Source organism: Aquidulcibacter paucihalophilus, assembly GCA_030285985.1.
Classification (GTDB): domain Bacteria; phylum Pseudomonadota; class Alphaproteobacteria; order Caulobacterales; family Caulobacteraceae; genus Brevundimonas.
This window is the reverse complement of record CP127384.1, coordinates 929,867-947,463: the sequence shown is the minus strand read 5'-3', so window position 1 is coordinate 947,463 and position 17,597 is coordinate 929,867. Positions and strand designations below refer to the sequence as shown.

The window sequence follows — 17,597 nt, the reverse complement described above, 5'->3', positions numbered from 1 at the left end:
GCAAAGGGAGCCGGAGCAAATCAGGCCGTCAGGGCGACGAACGCCTCAATCCCCCAGCCGTATCCCTCTCCCCACTGGGCCACCCCGACCCGCGAATTCCCGTCCAGACCGCCCGGAAAATCCTCCGCGAGGTCCGCCGCAGCATAGGTCGCGGCGGCCGTCTCGACCTCGGACACCCTCACCGCCGCATCACCGTCCAGCACCCGCACCCGGAACCGCATCGTCCCCGGCGCAGCCGTCTCGCCGTCCCATCGGTCGCCATCGATCCTCGACCGCGGGATCCAGCCCAGATCGAAGCCGCCGTCCGCCCGCGCCGCGGCCCGCAGATGCGCCGGCGACCAGGGTCGCTCATGCACGCCCTCAGTCGCGAACCCGATCTCGCTCACCCCCGCGCCTCCGGCCGGTCCACCTGCAGGCCCGGCCCGCCAGATCAACGGCAGTCCCCGCTCCGCACCCGGGGTCTCCGCCCTTGCCGGTGCCTGATCGAGGAACACCACCACCGCCCCGGCCGGCCCGCCCGCCGCATGGGTCCCTTGCTGCCCCCTCAACAGGCCTGAAAGCCGCCAGACCCCGCCGCCGACCAGGGTCGCGGTCCGGAACTGCACCAGTTCCCAACCCTCGACACCTTCGACGGCCACCGCACTGCAGCCCGCAAACACCGCCGCATCGGACCGGCTCTCAGGCGCCCGACCTTCCACCCGGACCAGCATCACACTGGCCTCATCCCGGCGATGCCGCGGACCCGCCACCAGGGCCTCGACCAGCACCCCCACCGTCCCCGGCTGCGCCACCTCACCCCGCACCGTCAGTGATCCCGCGTCCGGACCGGCGAAGACCCGCATTGGCCGCCAGGGGTCCGCCGCCACCACCACGATCGGCCGCCCATCCGCCTCGCTGCCGATCAGCGGCGGCAGTTCGATCATCCGGAAGAAGGGTGCGCCCGGGGGCATCGGTGCCTCGCCCGCTGACGGCCGACCGTCGTCCTCTCCAGCCACGACCGCCGTGACCGGCTCCAGCACCGCCGACGGCGTCTCGTCCATGTCCAGCCGCATGACCCGCCAGCCGCCGCTCCGGCCCTCGACCGTCACCGTATCGCCCGGCTCCAGCGCCAGCGCCTCGACCGGGCCCGGCAGGATCGTCAACCGGTCGGCGCCGCCGGCTTCCAGCGCCCGCTCCGCCGCCGCCCGCGCCAGCGCGCCGGAACAGACCGCCGGCAGGTCCAGATCGACCCCGCCGCCCTCGCCACTCGACCGCACGACCACCGAACCGGTCTGATACCCGGCCTCTCCGTCGATATAGCGCACCCGCGCCACTCCCGGCCGCAGCTCAAGCACCCGCTCCGCCTTCAGACCCGCGCCCTCGTCCGGCAGCGCCATACCCGTCAGCGTCAACTCCGCGACCGGCGGCTCGTCCCCGACCACCGCCACCCGGCCGCCCCGCTCCGCCGCGATCAGACCGAGCCCGGCCAGCAAGGGCTCCAGCGCGTCCCGCGTGCGCATCGGCCGGTCGATGACATAGCCCTGCACCTCGCCCCTGAAGCCGCCGACCTCGAACGCACCGTCCGCCAGCCCGCCCCGCCTCAGCACCGCCGCGATCAGGTCGCGCGTCTCCCCCGCCAGTCGACCGTTCAGCCAGTGCCCGGTCCGCCATGCACCTGCATCGGCCCACACATCCCCACGGGCGGGGAACGCCGGCCAGGGCCGCGCATCCCAGCACCAGGCGTCCGCCGCCGCCATCATCGGCCCGCCATAGACCGGCGAGACCGGGTTATTGTCAGCCTGTGCAAAATGCCCCAGCACCGCCTCCAGCGCCCGTCGCTGCATGCGGTCGTCGCGCGCGCCGGTCGAGAACGGCGGCAGGGCATTCTCCGCGCTCTTGGGGTCCTGGAACAGGTTCGGCGCATTGCCGCCGCGGTCCACCGCGGCACACCCGAACTCCGTCAGCCGGACCGGCTTCATCCCGGCGACCCAGTCGGTCGGTGTCGCGCTCCGGGTGCCCCCGGGCCGGTCATGGTGCGTGTTCGACCACCAGCCCTTCAGATCCTTGACCCGGAACACCCGGTCCTCGCCGTGCGCCGTATCGACGATCGGGGTGCGCACCTGCGCCGCCCGGTCGGCGCCCGAGGCATAGAACCAGTCGAACCCTTCGCCGCCCGCGACCTGCGCCGCCAGCCCCGCCGGGTCGTCCGGTCCCGCGAAGACCGCGCCGTCGATGCCGCCATCCCCCGCCCGCCAGTCGCCCAGCGGCGGGTACCAGTCGATCCCGACGTAATCGATCGCCGGATCCGCCCACAACGGATCGAGGTGGAACAGGACCTCTCCCCCGTCCCGCACCCCGGCATACTCCGACCAGTCGGCGGCATAGCTGATCGCCACATCCGGCCCGACCACCGCCCGGCACTCGGCCGCCAGCGTCCGCAGCTCTGCGACCGCCGGAAACCCGCCGCCCGCGTCCCGAGTCGTCGTCAGCCCCCGCATCTCCGAGCCGATCAGCAGCCCGTCTGCCCCGGCCTCCGCCGCCAGCGCCGCATAGTGCAACGCCTGCCGCCGGAGGCCCCAGCCGTCCGCCGTCCCGAACATCGCCGCGATCGCCGCCGCCGCCCCGGCCCCGTCCTCGCCCCTCACCCGCCCGCGCCAGGGATAGGCCGCCTGTTCGGCTCCACCATACGGATCCGGCAAGCCGTTCCCCGCCGGCACATCCATCAGCAGGAACGGATACAGGGTGACCTCCAGCCCCCGGGCCTTCAGCGCCGCCACCGCCTGCCGCACGCTCTCATCCGACGGCGTCCCGCCATAGGCCGGGCCGCCAGAGCTCTGCGTGATCAGATGCGCCTCACCGCGTCCCAGCCCCGCAACCGACCACGTCAGCGGCTCCGTCGCCTTGTCCGCCCGCTCCACGCCGGGCCGGATGGTGCAATGGCCCGCCCTCAGGTCATCGCCGAACCAGCCGACCACCAGACTGACGCGCTTCAGGTTCGGGCACTGGGCCTGAAGCTGATCCAGCGACACCATCAGGTCGGCCCGGCCGTCGCTCGCGTGCAGGTTCTCCGCCGTCGTCCGGGTCAGCCCATCGCGCCGCATGACCGCCTCGGTCGCCAGCACGAACTCCCCGGCTCCGGGGATCAGACACACCCCCTCCAGCCGGTCCTCCAGCCTCGGCGTATTTCCCCGTGCTCGCCGGAAAACCTCGAAGCCCAGCTGCGGCGGCCGATTGCCGAACGGCCCCAGCGGCAGGTCCTCGAACACGACATAGGCCGTGCCGCGATACGCCGGCGCCGCGCCTTCCACCGCCTCGATCAGCGGATCGGGCGTCTGCGCCACTCCGCCGCGATGCACCCGCATCGTCACGCCCGACAGGTCCATCGGCCGGCCGTCGGCCCACACCCGTCCCACCCCGTCGATCTCGCCCTCGCACAGGGCGACCGCGAAGCTCAGGGAATAGTCGTATTCCACCGTCCGCGGCCCGCCCTTGCCGCCGGACGAGGTGCGCCGTCCCTCCAGAAAGCGCGCCGCCCAGATCACCTGTCCCGTCACCCGCGCCCGCCCCAACACACAGGCCATTGGCGCGCCCTCGGCAGTCCCCTGGACCTTCAGCGTCTCCAGACGCGGCCCCCTCTGTCGCGCCGGCTCGAGGCTGGCGACGACCCGCTGGTCGATCATCCGCCCCAGGGTCGATCCAATCACCGCGCCGATCGGCCCGCCGATCGCCTGACCGACGCCGCCCAGGATCATCTGCGCCATGCTCAGCCTCCCCGGTCAGGTTCAACGGCGGGCCAGCGGAAGGCGGCGACCAGTCGCGCGCGCCACCACGATCCCATCCAGCTCTCCACCACGGCCCGCCCCCAGTAGGCATGGATCATCCGCGGCTCGGTCCCGCTCATGTCACTCAGGATCGCGCAGTGTTTGGCCGGGCACCCTAGCGCCATGCGGAACAGCACCACATCGCCCAGGGCTGCCGCCTCGACCGGAACCTCCGTCAGCCACCGCCGCGCCGCCGCCAGCAGGGTCTCCTCACCCCCGACCTCGGCCCAGTCAGGCTGGTAGGCCGGCGGTGCCTCCGGCTCGTCTCCCACCAGTTCGCGCCAGACGCCGCGAACCAGACCCAGACAGTCCGCCCCCTCGCCCCGCACGCTGGCCTGATGACGATACGGCGTCCCCAGCCAGCCACGCGCGGCGGCCACCACCGCCGCCCTCATCGCCGGCTCCCGCCGTCATGACGCCCGCCCTCGACCGGCGCCGCGGTCAGAAAGTCGTCACCCGGAATGTCCGGAAAGCCCTGGAAATTTACGCCGTTGGCGAAGGTCCCGGCACAGGTCGCCCACCGCTTGTCGCAAGCCGCGCCCGGAAAGGCCTCCAGATCGACGCCACAGCGGCCGTCGCCCAGCACCGCATCGCAATCCCGGCCATAGGTTCGACCGACCACCCGCTCAAGCTTCGCCAGCGGCCCTTCCAGCTCGGCGGTAAACGCCGGGCCGTCGCGGCGAATGCGCGCCAGCGTCGCCGACCACAGCCGCACCCTCAGATCCGGCCGCTCCCAGTCCACCCGCCACAGCGTGACCGATGCGCCGTCATACCGCCCGGCCTCAACGTCGGCGTCCGTAATGGCCGCATCGTCCAGCCCGCCCGCGACCGCCGCCGACCCGCCGCTCAATCCCACGGCGCTGTCCGCCGCCCCCGCCGTCCAGCCGCTCGCCGCCCGGCACGGCACGCCCTCGATGATCAGGTCGCGGTCATGATCGGTGAACCCCAGTTCCACCCCGTCCACCCGCTTCAGCACCCAGGCGTGGCAAAGCTTCGCCGCCCCGCTTTCCATGCGGGCGGCCATCTCCTCCGGTACGGTTCGCATGGCTCAGACCCGCACCTCGATCAGCGGCACGGCCGCCATCCGCCCGGCGTCGAAACTCTCCAGCGTCACCTCGATCCGGTCCGCGTCGAACCGCACCGGCGTGTCGAAGGCGAACCCTGCGGTCACTGAGGCACCGGCATCCGGCGCGGCGTCCAGCGCCACCACGCCCCTCGCCGCATCGACCGTAAACCCGTCCGCCGCCAATTCCGCGCCGTCGACCGCAACCCGCACCGTCCCCTCGACCGGCTTGGCGATCCGCCGCTCCAGCGCGGCATCGCCCTCGCCGTACCGCTTGATCAGGGGGAACGCCGTCCGCATCCCGTCACCCTCGCCCAGGACCTGATCCAGCGGCCCGATCGCCGCCCCCGGCGCGCACGACTTGCAGTCCGCGAAGTCCCGGAACCGGAACCCGTACAGCCGCCCCCGCCGCGCCTCGAAGAACCCCGTCAACGCCGCCATATCGTCCAGCGATCGCAGATTGGCCCCGATCAGATAGCGCCGTCGCCCCTGCGCCCACGGCGTCGACCGCCGCTCAAACCCGGACCCCAGCGTCACGATCTCCGTCCGCCGCTCCACCCCGCCCGTCGATCCGAACGCCAGCCGCGCGGGCAGACTCACCTCATGAAAGGCCATCAGACTCCTCGTCATGGTCCATATTGCGTCGCCACCGGCTTTCGCTTGTCGGGCGAGCGCCGTTACGCCATTCTTCCCCGCCGGGCGTCGGGCCCGGAACGCACGGGAGGGCGTCATGAGCACCGAAACTTCAGCCCCGGTTCAGGGTCTCGACTGGCAGAAGCTGCTGTTTTCATTCGAGGGCCGCACGCGCCGCTCACATTTCTGGATCGGCTGGCTGATCTGTGTCGGTGCCGGCTGGGTCGCCAACTTTATTCCGTTCGTCGGCCAGCTGATCTCGATCGCCCTGATCTGGCCCAACCTGGCCATCTCGGTGAAACGCCTTCACGACATGGGGCAGAGCGGCTGGCTGATCGCCATCCCATGGGTTGTCAGCATCGTCGGCATCTTCGTCGCCGTCGGCATGATCGGCGTCTCCGCCCTGACCAACACGGCGGCCCTCGAACGTGAAGACCCCGCCGCCATTCTTGCGCTCGTCGGCCCGGCGATCGGCCTGTTCGGCCTGCTCCTGCTTGTCAATCTCGGTTTCCTGCTCTGGATCGGCCTTTTCGAAGGTCAACGCGGCGACAATCGCTACGGTCCCAACCCCAAGGGCTGACCCGAAGGCCATACTCAGAGCCGGCGCGCGCCCAACGACACGGCGCGCGCCAGCATCTGGGCGATCTGGGCCTCTGAACGCAGAAGTCCCGGCGCGCCGCCATCCACCCGCACATTGACCGTGACGCCCGCGCCGCCGCCGGCCGGTTCGATGACGCCCGCGCCCGTCGGTCGAAACACCTCCGGCCCGCGCTCGCCAACCAGATAGGCCCCGCCGCCCGTCACCGCGCCGCCGTCGGCGCGGGAGCCCGCGAACACCGTCTGGACCGCCTGGGCGATCGCCTGCCCCAGCCCGCCTCCACCGCCCGCGCCCGACGCCGCATTCACCGCCGCCAGCACAGCCCGCGCCAGCTCGGCCAGGCTGATCTCCCCGTCCGCCGCCGCCCGCGCCAGCGAGCGGACCAGACCGTCCCCGGCCCGGCCAAAGGCATCCTCGATCGACGCCGCCGCCCGCGCCGCCGGCTCGCGCAATGCCTCCAGCGCCGCCGCCGCCTCGGCCGCCTTGCGCGGCACACCGTCGAGGCCGGTGGGTTCAGAACTGTCACTCATCCGGCCACGCCTCCGCCATCCGCTCGAAATCGCTCCGCCCCAGCGGCGCCGCGCTGTCCGGCTGTTCCGTCAGCATCCGCCATTCCCGCAGCGACAGCCGCCAGAAAGCCTCAGGCCCCACGCCCAGCCGCGCCGCCGCCCGCACCATCCCGCCCCACTGCGTCACGGGGCCGCCGCCGCGAACGCCTTCGCCACCGCCTCCGCCGCCTCCCGCGGCTCCACGCCCGCCCGGTCCAGCTCATCCGCCAGCGCCCGTTCGCCCCCGCCCCGCAGCAGCGCGGCCAGCACCGTCATCAGATCCCGCGCCGACAGCGCCTGCATCCGCTCCGCCAGCCCGGACAGCCCCTCCAGCCCCAGCCCGGTCTCGATCTCCGCCAGCGCCCCCAGCGTCAGGCAAAGCCGTCGCTCGCCCCCCGCCAGCCCGGCGACCACCTCGCCCCGCGTACCGTTTGCGTTCATCACAGCGCCTCGAAGGAAATCTCACCCGCGCTCGCCAGGCTGATCGCGAACGTCGCCTCGCCCTCGTGCTCGCCGGCATATTCCAGCGCGGCCACCAGGAACGGCCCCTCCAGCACGCCGAAGTCGGGCACGATCAGCCGCCACACGCGCGCCGACTGATCAAAGAAGGCCTCGCGGATCAGAACGTCCGACGCCGCATCGCGGAAGATACCCTGCCCGGCCACCGCCGCCGACTTCACCCCGGCTCCGCCCAGCAGTTCGCGCCACCGGCCTACGCTGTCGCCGTCGGTCGCATCCACCGTCCGCGCGTTCAGCGAAATGGTCCGCGCCCTCAGCCCCGCCACCGTCGTGAACACGCCCGGCGCGCCCTCGATCTTCAGCAGGATGTCCTTGCCCCGTTGTGCGCTCATGTCTCCACCTCCTCCGTGACGGCGCGCACCCGCAGCACCGCAAAAGTCCGCGCCCCGTCGGCGCCCGGGAACACATCGGCGAACGTCACCCTCAGGTTCACCGTCCGCACGCCGTCGGCCTCCAGGACCGCGTCGGTCAGCGCGACCCGCACCGCCGCCAGCACCGCCTTGGCCTCCTCGGTTCCGCGAAACCGCGACACGACCGTCAGGGTCATCGCCTGCTCGACCCCGCCCCCGTCCGCCCCGACCGGCCGGCTCTCGCAGCGCCCGATCAGCAGGTGCGGAAAGGCCGCGTCCTTCGGCGCTGCGTCCCAGATCCGCGCCGGCTCGCCCAGCAGCGCCGCCACCGCTCCATCCGCCTTCAGATGCGCGATCAGGGCCTTCTGCAGCGCCAGCTCATGCGCGCTCATCGATTCCGCTCCAGGTTCAGGATCGCCCGCCCGCCGACCGTCTCGCCCGAGAAGATCCGCCAGTCGCCGCCGCCGAAACGCAGCACCCGTCCCGTCGTCAGCCGCGCGTCCGATCGCGTCTCCGCCGCCACCGTCTCGATCGCCCGGGCCCCACCCGGTTCACTCTTCTCGCGCCGCCGCCGCGCCCCCAGCTTCAGCCAGGCCGACCCCAGGGGCTCCCAGCTGACCGCCCGGCCGCCATACGGCGTCTCGCTCTCGACGCCCTGAAGCAGCTCCGCCAGCACCTTCACAGCCGCACCTCGCGATACGGCGCGATCCAGGCCTCGACCGGCGCGACCGGCATCTCAGGGTCGCCCCGCTCATAGGCGCGCAGGGCCAGCATCAGGATCGCCAGCCGCAACGGCGCCGGCGAGGTCGAGGTCAGTGTCAGCCCGACATCCCCCTCGACCCGCGCCCGCGCCGCATCGATCAATGTCTGGATCAGCCCATCCTCTGCGCCGTGCTCGACGCGCAGGAACAGCTTCGCTTCCGCCAGAGAGACGGGTGCGGTCATGGGAAACCTCGATTGTCTGGAAAGGAGGTGGCTGGTGGCGGGTGATTGGTGATTGGCCGCGCATCGCGCCGCCCCTTCCCAGCCACCAGTCACCAACCACTAATCACCCGGCGAGCGTCAGCTCGCCGCGAACTTCATCACCTTGATCGCGTCAAAGTTCTGCACCCCGCCGCCGACGCGTTTGGTCGTGTAGAACAGCACATAGGGCTTGGCCGAATACGGGTCCCTCAGCACCCGCACGCCTGCGCGATCCACGATCAGATAGCCACGCTGGAAGTCGCCGAAGGCGATGGCCGCGCTGTTGGCGGCGATGTCCGGCATGGTCTCGATCTCGGTCACCCGATAACCCAGCAGGCTCGCGGTCTCGCCCGCCCGCTGGGCCGGCTGCCAGATGTAGTTGCCGTCGGCGTCCTTGAACTTCCGCACGGCCGAGACCGTCTTGCGGTTCATCACGAACCGCCCGTTCGGCCGGTACTGCGCCTTGGGCGCATAGACCAGGTCGATCAGCCGGTCGGTCGGGCTGGTCGAGGCAAACGCCCCTGCCGCGCCCGAAGCGACATGGCCGATCTCGCCCCAGACCGCGCTCGCGTCGGCCACGATCGGATAGCTCAGGAAGCCCTTGGGCTTGTTGACCCCGTCGCCGGTCACAAAAGCCGTCGTCTCCTGGGCCGCAAAGGCGTCCTCGACCTCGGCCGCCAGCCATTCGTCCAGATCGATCAGGGCGTCGTCCAGCAGCGACTGGGTCGCCGCCGGACTGGCGTAAAGGTCAGCCGACGGAAACTCCAGCAACGCCAGCGTCGCCGGGTCCGTCTCCGGCCGTGCCGCCGTCTCGGCCACCCAGCCCGAGGCCACGCCCGCCGTCGACACCGGCTTCCTGAACACCCCGGCGCCGACCGTGCGAACCGTCGCAATCTCGCGCATCGGCGATCCCGCCATCAGCCGCCGTTCGATCGCCCGCTCGGTCTGCTCCGGCACGACATAGCCGGCCGAATTCGACGCCGTCGAAAGCCCCGCCTTCAGCTCCAGCCCGAACGACTGGCCCGTCTTCAGATACCCGTCGAACGCGGCCTTCGTCTCCTTGTCATCCCGGCCTTGAGCCGGGGTGCCGGAGGGGGCCAATTCAGGCCGCCGCCCCGCGCTCACCACCCGGTCCAGCCGCGCCTGCGCCGCCCCGACCGCCTGGTCGATCCGCGCCACCTTCTCCTCCAGCAGCGCATCCGCCGAGCTCTTCCGCTCGATCTCGTCCAGCCGGGCGTCATTGGCCCCTTTGAACGCCTCGAACGCCGCCATCATTTCATGCATGGCGGCGCGCGCCTCGGGCGTGCCCGAGACGGTTTTGGTCTCTTTCATATTATCTCCGGTTGAAGAACCGCCGATCGCGGTTAGGGTCGGGGCGTGGGAAATTTCGCCCGAAAGATCATCGACGCCGTCCAGAACCTGTTTCTGGACAAGCTCGTGCTGCGCCTCTGCTCGATGTGGTGGCTGGCGATGATGTGGGAGAGCAGTCGCCCGGACGACGACGGCCTCATCTTCGCGAGCTCGATCTTCGCCGCCCTCCTTGTTTTGTTTGCGATCGCCTGGATGATCGGGGCCGTCGCCAATCTCCGGCCGCAACAGCGGAAGGGCAGGCTCCAACGGCTCGAAACCCCGCCGTCGAATGGCTTCGAGGCCTGGTTGGAACCGCCAGAGGGTGGCCTTCGTCCGCCGCCGTGGTTGCGGAAGCTGGTCATCAGGCTGGGCCGGCCGCGGACCTTCGGCGACCGCACAATGATGGCCCGCCTCGCTCTATTCCTGCCGGTCTTTGTCGGTATGACGGTCCTCGCCTATGGCTCCGAGACCCTTCGGGCGAAGATTCATCCCTCGCTCGCCAATGGCCTGACGCGAGATGCGCTGTTGCTCGGCACCATGGTGGCGTTCGCTCTGATGCTGCTTCGCTCCTGGGCGGTCGAGCAATGCGATCGTCTTGAGGGAACACCCCCGCGACGACCGCCGCCCCAATCCGACTTGGTCCGTTACGGCGGGCTCTGTCTGTTCATGTTGATGCTGGCCTTGGTGTTCTACCTGACCCTTGGTTTGCCGCTTTGGATCATCGCTGTGCTCGTCCTCACGCTCGTGGTGATCGCCTTCGTCCCCACTTGGCGAAAGTGGGTGTGCGATCTCTCGTCCGGCAAGCCCGATGAGTTGGAGGCCAAACCCGCTGACAAACCGTCCGTGAATTGACCCGCTTCACCCCCCTCGAATCCGACATCCTCGACGCCCTCGCCTGGGAGCTGCGCGAGATCGCGCCTGATCTCGCCGGCCAGTTCGCCGGGTCCCTGCCCGGGTCCCGCCGCAACACCGGCGCCGGCCTGTTTACCGAGCTGATCGTCGACCGGTCCCGGCCCGCGCCCCTGACCACCCTGACCGGCCGCTACGGCACGGTCCACGCCATGGTCGGCGACCTGCCGGATCCCATCGCCTTCCAGGTCGAGCTGCGGCAGGGCTGCCTGCTGTCCCTGCACGGCGACGCCTATGGCCAGGACACCCGCGCCATCGACTTCGCGCGCGCGCCGTTCGACCAGATCTTCACCCTCGATGACCGCGGCGAGTCCGTGGCCTTCGATCCCGGGGCCCTGATACAGCCCGCCCCCCTGCCGGACCTGCACCAGCCCGTCGGCCCTGAACCACCGCCCCCGGCCAATCCGCCACTGATCACCATAGGCCCCATAACCCGGGTCGACAGTCAGCAGGAGGCGCGCCAGCTGCTCGGCATGATATCCGGAGTCCTGACCCCCTCGGCGAAGCGACAACTGACCGGCCTCATATCCGGAGCCCTGACACCCTCGGCGGAACCCGACGCTGGCGACGCAAGGCAGGGGGAAAAGGAGGAAGCGGCCTCTGTCCCGATCAGCACCTGGATCGCGATCATTGCCGGCGTCGTAGTCGTCACCGTCCTGTTCGAACTGAACTGGTTCTTCTCGGTCTTTCTCGTCGTCGTGATCGGCAGGCTCGTTCGCAGGCCGGGGGTTTTGTCCGCTTTCACCCGGGCGACCCGCCGCCTCGGCCAGTACGAAGACCGCCCGCCCGAGCGCTGAAACCCTTGAAGTTGCGCCTGATTGACACCCACGGGACGGCGTGATCTCCGTTAACCATGGTCAAGCTTGGGATGGCTCCGATGTCCAGAATGCTCGCCGCGACCGCCACGGTCGCTGCCCTCATCTCCGCCGGGGCGGCCCAGGCCGCCGACCGATGCGGCGCCGAGACCCACATGCGCTTCGGCGAGACCCGGGCCTATTTCGGCAATACGCTCGCGGCCTGCCGCCCGGACGGCTACTGCTCCGCCGTCGTGGCCATCGCCGACCCGACGGGCCAGGCCGCCTGGCGCCATCAGCTCCGCGTCGCCCGGCCCACGCCCGGTGCCGACTATCTGGTCGAGCTGGCGGCCACCGACCCCATGCCCGTTGCCGGCGTCATGCGCTTCACCACCCCCGGCCAGACCGTCGATCCCGGCCCCTGGCTGGTCCCGACCTCGCCGGGCTCCAATGAGTACCGCGTCAGCGACCCGATCCTGACCCGCTCCCTGGTGTCGGGCCTGCGTCGCCAGCGGATCGCCCGCTGGAACTACGCGTCCGCGGACGGCCCGGCGGAGGCCTATTTCTCCCTGATGGGCATGACCGCCGCCCTCAACTGGATCGATTGCCGGGGCGCCGGCTGAAGCGACCGGTCTAGCCCGGCCGTTGTCCGCCGCCCGGACCGGCACCCTGACCCCCGCCCTGACCCGGCTGCTGACCCGGCTGCTGGCCCGGCCCTGCTGACCCAGGCCGCGACGTCGTGCCCCTGTTTTCCTGACCGCGACGTCCTCGACCCTCGGCTGCCTGTCCCCGAGGCGTATCGTCCTTGGCCGCCTGTCCTTGGGGAGCCTGTCCTTGGGGAGCCTGCCCTTGCGGTGCCGCCCCCTGCCCCTGGGGACCGGACCCTTGCGGGCCCGAACCTTGCGAGCCCGAAGCTTGCGAGCCCTGCCCCTGGCGCGGCTGACCCTGAGGCGACTGACCGCCCGGGCCCTGCCCTTCCGGTCCCTGTCCCTCCTGGCCCTGTCCTTGCGGCCCGGCACCGGGCCCGTCCGGCTCTCGCGGCGGCAGTCTGCCTGCCAGCCGTTGCCCGGCCTCGGGCGACAGGCGGAACGGCTCGGACACGCGCCGCCCGCGCACCGCCACAGCCTGTCCAGGCTCACTGACGATGCGTCGCACGCCATCGACCTCGATCTCGATCTCGCCCTCGACCAGCACGATCACTGCCGCCTGGTCCGGCTCGTCCCCGGGGAGCGGCGTCCCCGCCTCTGCGTCCAGCAGCTCCAGAGCCTCTGATCCGACAGCCGCCTCGATGATGGTGCCGCGTATCCCGATCGTCGCCGTCGGCGTCCGGAAGGCGACGCGCTCGCGTTCCGCCCCCCGGCTGCCCGACACGAAGCGGAAAGCCCCGCGCGCCAGGGACACGAGAACCCCTGCGGGATCCGTCTCGGTGTCGATCACGAACCGGTCCACATTGAAGGCCGCATTCGCCCCGACCGTCAGCACCGACTGGTCCAGCAGCCGGATCAGCAACCGGCTGTCGGCGCCGGTCACGATCGCATCGGCCTGACGCACCGTCCCGTCGACGACCGAGGGCCGCCAGTCGCGCTCGCCGGCGCTCCGGGTCTGGACACGGTTCTCGACCGCCGCGTTAACGCCCACCGTCGTCTGCGCCGCCACCGGTGTGGCCAGCGCAACCACCAGAACCGTCAGGATCGGGAAAAGCCGTCTCATTCAATCACCCACGTCCTGGCCATCGACCGTCGATACCCGACGACTAGGCCCGCGGAACACGTCCGCATTTGGGCAGAGCCGGTCCGGATCCCGCCCCGGTCTCCGACCTCTGCGCCCCGCTTGATCCATCCTCGGTCGGCGCGCCATAGTCGGCCATTCCGGGAGAAGATCCGATGCGCCTTTCCATCCTCGCGACCGCCGTCTTCCTGTCCGTCGCCGCTCCGGCCGCCGCCGGGACGCCGCCTTCGCCGCCGGCGGTCCCGGCTGCCGCGCCCGCCGATGTGGCCACGCCCGAGGCCATCGTCGCAGCCCTCTACAACGTCATCTCCGGCGACCAGGGCGTCGCCCGCGACTGGGACCGCTTCCGCGCCCTGTTCCATCCGACCGCCCGGCTCATGCCCTCGGGTCTGAACGCCCAGGGCGTCGGCGTGGTCCGGTCGGTCACCCCGGACGAATACATCGCCCTCGCCGAGCCCGTCCTGGTCGGACAGGGGTTCCACGAGCGCGAGATCACCCGCCGCAGCGAGCGGTTCGGCCGGATCGTCCATGTCTGGACCACCTACGAAAGCCTGCACACCCTCTCGGACCCACAGCCCTTCGCCCGCGGCATCAACAGCATCCAGCTGTTCCATGACGGCAGCCGCTGGTGGATTCTCAGCGTCTACTGGCAGGGCGAATCCCCGTCCGAGCCGATCCCGGCCGACTATCTGCCAGCCGCCGGCTGACGGTCAGGCGACCCGGAACCGCGCCCCCGGCAGCATCGGGAACGTCACCAGCGACACCTCCCAGAGCTCGACCTCGACCAGCACCCTGAGCCGCCCTTCCCGGCGCGCCCGGCTGCTGCGGAATCCGATCGACAGTCCGTCCAGCGCTCCCGCCCGCGACAGCGCCCGGGCGAACCGGGCCTCCGCCGACCAGTCCATGATCCGGCCTTCGACGAACAGGCCGTGCTCGTCCTCGACCATCCGGTCCCAGACCCCGACCGCCGCTCGCCCCTCGTGCTGGTGCAGCATCCGCACGCCCGCGACGCCTGTCTTCGCAAGACTCGCCGCGAAAGCGCCCTTGGCCACCACATCCCCGTTCAGATCCGCCACGCCCCACAGCGAGGCATAGCCTTCGATCCTGAGGTCCGCGTCGACCCTGGCGGCAGCGATCATCCCCATCCCTCCAGCCTTTCCTCGATCCGCTCGACCGCCGCCCGCGTCGCCCGGCTCTGCTCTTCCAGCCGCGCCAGCCGCTCGGCCACCAGACGCTGCTCGCCGACGCGTTCCTCCAGCGTCGCAATCCGCGCCGCCGCGCCGCCCGCCCAGACCAGTCCGCCCACCGTCTGCACCGCCAGCGCCGCGATCACGGCGACCGGGATTTTCCTGAAGTCGATCATGCTTGCCTCCGAGGTGGCTGGTGATTGGTGGCTGGTGAAGAGGGGTTGGCTCCAGTGCTGGAGGTGATGCGGGGCGTGCCAGCCACCAATCACCAACCACCAATCACCCCTTCCCAACCCCAGCCATTCGCCGCCGCTCCTCATCCGTCAGAAACGTCGCCGCATTCAACCGCGCCCAGAGCGCGTCCCGCTCGGGCTGCAGCGCCGGCAGTCCATCCAGATCGGCCTCGATCCGAACGGCCGCGAACCGCCCGCCCAGCCAACCCGTCAGCGCCGCCGCCGTCTTCCTCACCAGCGGCACCACCGTCCCCCGCCAGAAGGCGGCATTGGCCTCGCGATAGTTGGCGTAGGTGGCGTCTCCCGGAATCCCCAGCAGTTGCGGCGGCACGCCGAAGGCCAGGGCGATCTCGCGCGCCGCCGCGTGCTTCCCGGCGATGAAGTCCATGTCCGCCGGCGTCCAGCTCATCGGCTTCCAGTCCAGCCCGCCTTCCAGGATCATCGGCCGGCCGGCGTTCATCGTCCCCGCATGGCTCTCCTCGACCTGCGCCCGCAGGCCATCGAACTGCTCGGCGGTCAGCCGCTCCCCGTCCTTCGCCCCATAGACCAGCGCGCCCGACGGCCGCGCCGCATTGTCCAGAAGCGCCTTGTTCCAGGCCCCCGAAGCATTGTGCACATCGATCGCGAAGGCCGCCGCCTCCAGCGGCGAAAAGCCGTAGTGGTCGTCGGTCGGGTGAAACAGCTTCAACTGCATCACCGGCGACCAGCCGTCCGTCGCCCGCCCGATCCGGACGGATCGTCCGTCAACGGAATACTCCCAGGCCTCGGGCCAGCCGGCCCGCCCCGGAATGACCTTCACCCGGTCCGGTCGCAGCGTCCAAAGCTCCTCGGGCACCGCCTCGCCCACCGCCTCGGCATAGGCGTTCCCCGCCGTCTGCAGAGCGCCGTACAGCGCCTCCAGCCACTCCGCCCCCGACTGCTCCGGGTTCGGCCGCGCCAGCAGCGCCGCCAGCGGGTGATCATCGCGCCGCACCCCGTCGGCGAACACCACCAGCGGCGTCGACGCCGCCGCCTCGGCGATCATCCGCACGCAGCGATAGGCCACGGCGTTCTTCGCAAACCCTTCCTCGGCTAGGTGGGCATAGTCCCGCGGCGTCCACCGCGCCCGCCCGCCGGCCGTCAGCGCGATCAGCGGCCCAACCCGGCTGTCCTTGATTTCGGGCGCACGCTCGCGCCCACGTCGGCCCATCGGCCAGCGCAGCTTCGCCATCCTCATCCTTCCTGAATGTCTGCCTAGAGAACCCGCACCCGCGGCCCCGCCCTCGGTGCCGGCAGCAGATGCGTCACCGCCCACACCAGCGCATCCGCCCGGTCGGGACTGCGTCCGCCGCCCTCCGCCGACCCCAGCGCCATCAGCTCCTCTTCCAGCGCCGGAAACGCCCCGCAGTGGACGACCCGTCCCTGTTCATAGAGCGCCGCCACCGGCTCGGCCCGCGCCGCCTTGCCCCGGCTCGCGTGCACCAGTTTGATCGCGGTCTCGCAGCCGCCGTGGGCCAGCACGGTCCGCACCATCTCGCCGCCCTGGTTCTTCTCGGCCACGATCTCCCGCGCCCCGAACGCCCGCGCCGTCTGCGCCACGATCGTCGCCCAGCCCTGCGGCGACTCACCCGATTTCGACCGGTCGGCCAGCACATAGGCCCGGCCGTCCCGCCGCCCGACCACCACAATCCCGCAGGCGTCCCCGCCCGCGCTGGCCGGCGGATCGACCGCGACCACGATCCGCTCCAGCGTCGCCGGCCGGTTGCCGCGCGCCCGCGCCAGATCCTCGGCACGGAACAGCGCCCCCTCGGCCTCGACCACCAGCCCCTCCAGCTCCTGCGCCTCCAGCCGGGTCCCGGCGTAAAGGGTCCTCAGATGCTTGAGAAAGCCCGGCGACAGGTGCCGTGCATTGGCCTGGGTTCCGGCCCGGTCGATGACCACGCCCGTCTCGGCCAGCAGCCGGCGCAGAGCCGGAATGGGTCGCGGCGTGGTCGTCACCATCAGGCGTGGATCGTCGCCCAGCCTCAGCCCCAGCCGCAGATTGCCCAACACCGCCTCCGGCCTGCGCCAGGCGCAGAACTCGTCGGCCCAGGCGTGGTGAAACTGCGGCCCTCGCAGACTGTCGGGATCCTCGGCTGAAAAGGCGTGCGCCTCGCTGCCGTTTGGCCAGACCAGTCTTCGCCGACCCGCTTCCCAGCGCGGTCGCTTGCACCGCTCCGGCAAGGCCTTCAACCCCGACGGCCCCTCGACCATGACCTCGCGCACATCGTGCAGGGTCGGCCCGATCAGGGCGAACCGCCGGTCACTGATCTCGGCGAGGTGGTTGATCCACCACGCTCCGGCGAAGGTCTTGCCCGCCCCCCGGCCTCCCAGCAGCACCCAGGTCCGCCAGTCCGCAGCCGCGCCCGGGGCCTGATGCTTATGCAGACTGAACCGACTCCCGGCCAGTTCGTGCAACTGGCCAGCATCCAGGCTCAACAACGATTCCCTTCGCTTCCAGGACGGCGTTGAGGCGATCGAGACGGGTCTCCAGTTCGGCCCGCATTCGTTCGAGGGTCTCGGGGCTGTCGTCACGATGTTTCATCTCGTCCTCTTCCAGCTGACGGTTTCCGCCGGATCGCAGCGGTGGCGACAGCGCCACGACGGCCCGAACCGAACGGGAGAAGACGCCCATGGCGCGGACCCGCCGAACGGCGGCGGCGAGGTCATCGGCCGCCGGCTTTGCGGCCTTCAGGACCACAACGTCCTCGTCGACGATGGCCATGAAGTCATCCTGCATCGCGTCGGACCACGCCGCCGCCCGCCCCGCCCTGTCCTGATTTCCCGTCATGCCCAAAGAGTAGCCGACCAGCGTAGTCCGGCGGACAAGTCGCAGTGACAAAGTCACAAAGGATTGAATCCAGACGATCTTATCGAGCCAACCCGACTATGGATTCGCGGATT

The 17,597-nt window shown here is 70.8% G+C and carries 23 protein-coding genes; 5 read left to right on the top strand and 18 right to left on the bottom strand.

Features of this window, described 5'->3' with window-relative positions:
• Positions 1-20: 20 nt before the first annotated feature.
• From KB221_04610 to KB221_04595, 4 genes are read right to left on the bottom strand one after another with little or no spacing between them, the layout of a single operon-like run.
• Positions 21-3,740: a glycoside hydrolase/phage tail family protein gene (locus KB221_04610; protein WIY70315.1), complete on the bottom strand. Its 3,720-nt coding sequence runs from the start codon at positions 3,738-3,740 to the stop codon at positions 21-23.
• Between the two features lie 2 nt (positions 3,741-3,742).
• Entirely contained in the window at positions 3,743-4,195 is a 453-nt protein-coding gene (locus KB221_04605; GenBank protein WIY70314.1) for an NlpC/P60 family protein, read from the bottom strand.
• A complete protein-coding gene (locus KB221_04600) occupies positions 4,192-4,845 on the bottom strand; it encodes a DUF2163 domain-containing protein (protein ID WIY70313.1) in 654 nt (217 codons plus the stop codon). Before KB221_04600 ends, KB221_04605 begins: the two co-directional genes overlap by 4 nt.
• A gap of 3 nt (positions 4,846-4,848) precedes the next feature.
• Positions 4,849-5,478, bottom strand: a complete 630-nt coding sequence (locus tag KB221_04595; protein WIY70312.1) for a DUF2460 domain-containing protein — start codon at positions 5,476-5,478, stop codon at positions 4,849-4,851.
• 115 nt (positions 5,479-5,593) lie between these two features.
• Between KB221_04595 and KB221_04590 the strand changes: the two genes are divergently transcribed.
• Positions 5,594-6,076, top strand: a complete 483-nt coding sequence (locus KB221_04590) for a DUF805 domain-containing protein (GenBank protein WIY70311.1) — start codon at positions 5,594-5,596, stop codon at positions 6,074-6,076.
• Between the two features lie 14 nt (positions 6,077-6,090).
• Here the strand turns inward: KB221_04590 and KB221_04585 are convergent, their stop codons facing one another.
• The 8 genes from KB221_04585 to KB221_04550 form a co-directional block, all read right to left on the bottom strand.
• Positions 6,091-6,624 carry a phage tail tape measure protein gene (locus tag KB221_04585; GenBank protein WIY70310.1) on the bottom strand — a complete coding sequence of 178 codons (534 nt, stop codon included), beginning with the start codon at positions 6,622-6,624 and terminating at the stop codon, positions 6,091-6,093.
• Entirely contained in the window at positions 6,617-6,790 is a 174-nt protein-coding gene (locus KB221_04580; GenBank protein WIY70309.1) for a phage tail assembly chaperone, read from the bottom strand. The genes KB221_04585 and KB221_04580 overlap by 8 nt, the downstream gene beginning before the upstream one ends.
• Positions 6,787-7,083, bottom strand: coding sequence for a GTA-gp10 family protein (locus KB221_04575; GenBank protein WIY70308.1), 297 nt, complete (start codon positions 7,081-7,083; stop codon positions 6,787-6,789). Before KB221_04575 ends, KB221_04580 begins: the two co-directional genes overlap by 4 nt.
• On the bottom strand, positions 7,083-7,493 hold the full coding sequence (locus tag KB221_04570; protein WIY70307.1) for a phage major tail protein, TP901-1 family: 411 nt from the start codon (positions 7,491-7,493) through the stop codon (positions 7,083-7,085). Before KB221_04570 ends, KB221_04575 begins: the two co-directional genes overlap by 1 nt.
• Complete coding sequence (locus KB221_04565) at positions 7,490-7,903, bottom strand: DUF3168 domain-containing protein (protein WIY70306.1); 414 nt, start codon at positions 7,901-7,903, stop codon at positions 7,490-7,492. The genes KB221_04570 and KB221_04565 overlap by 4 nt, the downstream gene beginning before the upstream one ends.
• Positions 7,900-8,193: a phage head-tail adapter protein gene (locus tag KB221_04560; protein ID WIY70305.1), complete on the bottom strand. Its 294-nt coding sequence runs from the start codon at positions 8,191-8,193 to the stop codon at positions 7,900-7,902. Before KB221_04560 ends, KB221_04565 begins: the two co-directional genes overlap by 4 nt.
• The gene (locus KB221_04555; GenBank protein WIY70304.1) at positions 8,190-8,456 is read right to left on the bottom strand and encodes a head-tail connector protein; all 267 of its coding nucleotides are present in this window, start codon (positions 8,454-8,456) and stop codon (positions 8,190-8,192) included. The genes KB221_04560 and KB221_04555 overlap by 4 nt, the downstream gene beginning before the upstream one ends.
• Positions 8,457-8,573: 117 nt before the next feature.
• Complete coding sequence (locus tag KB221_04550) at positions 8,574-9,806, bottom strand: phage major capsid protein (GenBank protein ID WIY70303.1); 1,233 nt, start codon at positions 9,804-9,806, stop codon at positions 8,574-8,576.
• Between the two features lie 45 nt (positions 9,807-9,851).
• Between KB221_04550 and KB221_04545 the strand changes: the two genes are divergently transcribed.
• The 3 genes from KB221_04545 to KB221_04535 all read left to right on the top strand — a co-directional run bounded on the left by KB221_04545 (position 9,852) and on the right by KB221_04535 (position 12,150).
• Entirely contained in the window at positions 9,852-10,676 is an 825-nt protein-coding gene (locus KB221_04545) for a hypothetical protein (protein WIY70302.1), read from the top strand.
• Positions 10,673-11,530: a hypothetical protein gene (locus tag KB221_04540; protein ID WIY70301.1), complete on the top strand. Its 858-nt coding sequence runs from the start codon at positions 10,673-10,675 to the stop codon at positions 11,528-11,530. The genes KB221_04545 and KB221_04540 overlap by 4 nt, the downstream gene beginning before the upstream one ends.
• A gap of 80 nt (positions 11,531-11,610) precedes the next feature.
• Positions 11,611-12,150 carry a hypothetical protein gene (locus tag KB221_04535; GenBank protein WIY70300.1) on the top strand — a complete coding sequence of 180 codons (540 nt, stop codon included), beginning with the start codon at positions 11,611-11,613 and terminating at the stop codon, positions 12,148-12,150.
• A 10-nt stretch (positions 12,151-12,160) separates the two neighbouring features.
• Here the strand turns inward: KB221_04535 and KB221_04530 are convergent, their stop codons facing one another.
• The gene (locus tag KB221_04530; GenBank protein ID WIY70299.1) at positions 12,161-13,237 is read right to left on the bottom strand and encodes a FecR domain-containing protein; all 1,077 of its coding nucleotides are present in this window, start codon (positions 13,235-13,237) and stop codon (positions 12,161-12,163) included.
• A 173-nt stretch (positions 13,238-13,410) separates the two neighbouring features.
• Here KB221_04530 and KB221_04525 point away from each other — a divergent pair, with 173 nt between their 5' ends.
• Positions 13,411-13,962: a hypothetical protein gene (locus KB221_04525; GenBank protein WIY70298.1), complete on the top strand. Its 552-nt coding sequence runs from the start codon at positions 13,411-13,413 to the stop codon at positions 13,960-13,962.
• 3 nt (positions 13,963-13,965) lie between these two features.
• Here KB221_04525 and KB221_04520 read toward each other — a convergent pair whose 3' ends face one another.
• From KB221_04520 to KB221_04500, 5 genes are all read right to left on the bottom strand, one after another.
• The gene (locus tag KB221_04520) at positions 13,966-14,394 is read right to left on the bottom strand and encodes an HK97 family phage prohead protease (GenBank protein ID WIY70297.1); all 429 of its coding nucleotides are present in this window, start codon (positions 14,392-14,394) and stop codon (positions 13,966-13,968) included.
• Positions 14,391-14,618, bottom strand: a complete 228-nt coding sequence (locus KB221_04515) for a hypothetical protein (protein ID WIY70296.1) — start codon at positions 14,616-14,618, stop codon at positions 14,391-14,393. Before KB221_04515 ends, KB221_04520 begins: the two co-directional genes overlap by 4 nt.
• 103 nt (positions 14,619-14,721) lie before the next feature.
• A complete protein-coding gene (locus tag KB221_04510; protein ID WIY70295.1) occupies positions 14,722-15,885 on the bottom strand; it encodes a phage portal protein in 1,164 nt (387 codons plus the stop codon).
• Between the two features lie 23 nt (positions 15,886-15,908).
• Positions 15,909-17,132, bottom strand: a complete 1,224-nt coding sequence (locus KB221_04505) for a terminase family protein (protein WIY70294.1) — start codon at positions 17,130-17,132, stop codon at positions 15,909-15,911.
• Positions 17,074-17,484: a hypothetical protein gene (locus KB221_04500; protein ID WIY70293.1), complete on the bottom strand. Its 411-nt coding sequence runs from the start codon at positions 17,482-17,484 to the stop codon at positions 17,074-17,076. Before KB221_04500 ends, KB221_04505 begins: the two co-directional genes overlap by 59 nt.
• Positions 17,485-17,597: the final 113 nt, after the last annotated feature.

Bases quoted from the DNA above. Each gene is read 5' to 3' on its own strand.
- KB221_04610 (WIY70315.1), bottom strand. From the start codon at position 3,740: ATGGCGCAGATGATCCTGGGCGGCGTCGGTCAGGCGATCGGCGGGCCG.
- KB221_04605 (WIY70314.1), bottom strand. From the start codon at position 4,195: ATGAGGGCGGCGGTGGTGGCCGCCGCGCGTGGCTGGCTGGGGACGCCG.
- KB221_04600 (WIY70313.1), bottom strand. From the start codon at position 4,845: ATGCGAACCGTACCGGAGGAGATGGCCGCCCGCATGGAAAGCGGGGCG.
- KB221_04595 (WIY70312.1), bottom strand. From the start codon at position 5,478: ATGGCCTTTCATGAGGTGAGTCTGCCCGCGCGGCTGGCGTTCGGATCG.
- KB221_04590 (WIY70311.1), top strand. From the start codon at position 5,594: ATGAGCACCGAAACTTCAGCCCCGGTTCAGGGTCTCGACTGGCAGAAG.
- KB221_04585 (WIY70310.1), bottom strand. From the start codon at position 6,624: ATGAGTGACAGTTCTGAACCCACCGGCCTCGACGGTGTGCCGCGCAAG.
- KB221_04575 (WIY70308.1), bottom strand. From the start codon at position 7,083: ATGAACGCAAACGGTACGCGGGGCGAGGTGGTCGCCGGGCTGGCGGGG.
- KB221_04570 (WIY70307.1), bottom strand. From the start codon at position 7,493: ATGAGCGCACAACGGGGCAAGGACATCCTGCTGAAGATCGAGGGCGCG.
- KB221_04565 (WIY70306.1), bottom strand. From the start codon at position 7,903: ATGAGCGCGCATGAGCTGGCGCTGCAGAAGGCCCTGATCGCGCATCTG.
- KB221_04555 (WIY70304.1), bottom strand. From the start codon at position 8,456: ATGACCGCACCCGTCTCTCTGGCGGAAGCGAAGCTGTTCCTGCGCGTC.
- KB221_04550 (WIY70303.1), bottom strand. From the start codon at position 9,806: ATGAAAGAGACCAAAACCGTCTCGGGCACGCCCGAGGCGCGCGCCGCC.
- KB221_04535 (WIY70300.1), top strand. From the start codon at position 11,611: ATGTCCAGAATGCTCGCCGCGACCGCCACGGTCGCTGCCCTCATCTCC.
- KB221_04530 (WIY70299.1), bottom strand. From the start codon at position 13,237: ATGAGACGGCTTTTCCCGATCCTGACGGTTCTGGTGGTTGCGCTGGCC.
- KB221_04525 (WIY70298.1), top strand. From the start codon at position 13,411: ATGCGCCTTTCCATCCTCGCGACCGCCGTCTTCCTGTCCGTCGCCGCT.
- KB221_04520 (WIY70297.1), bottom strand. From the start codon at position 14,394: ATGATCGCTGCCGCCAGGGTCGACGCGGACCTCAGGATCGAAGGCTAT.
- KB221_04515 (WIY70296.1), bottom strand. From the start codon at position 14,618: ATGATCGACTTCAGGAAAATCCCGGTCGCCGTGATCGCGGCGCTGGCG.
- KB221_04510 (WIY70295.1), bottom strand. From the start codon at position 15,885: ATGGCGAAGCTGCGCTGGCCGATGGGCCGACGTGGGCGCGAGCGTGCG.
- KB221_04500 (WIY70293.1), bottom strand. From the start codon at position 17,484: ATGACGGGAAATCAGGACAGGGCGGGGCGGGCGGCGGCGTGGTCCGAC.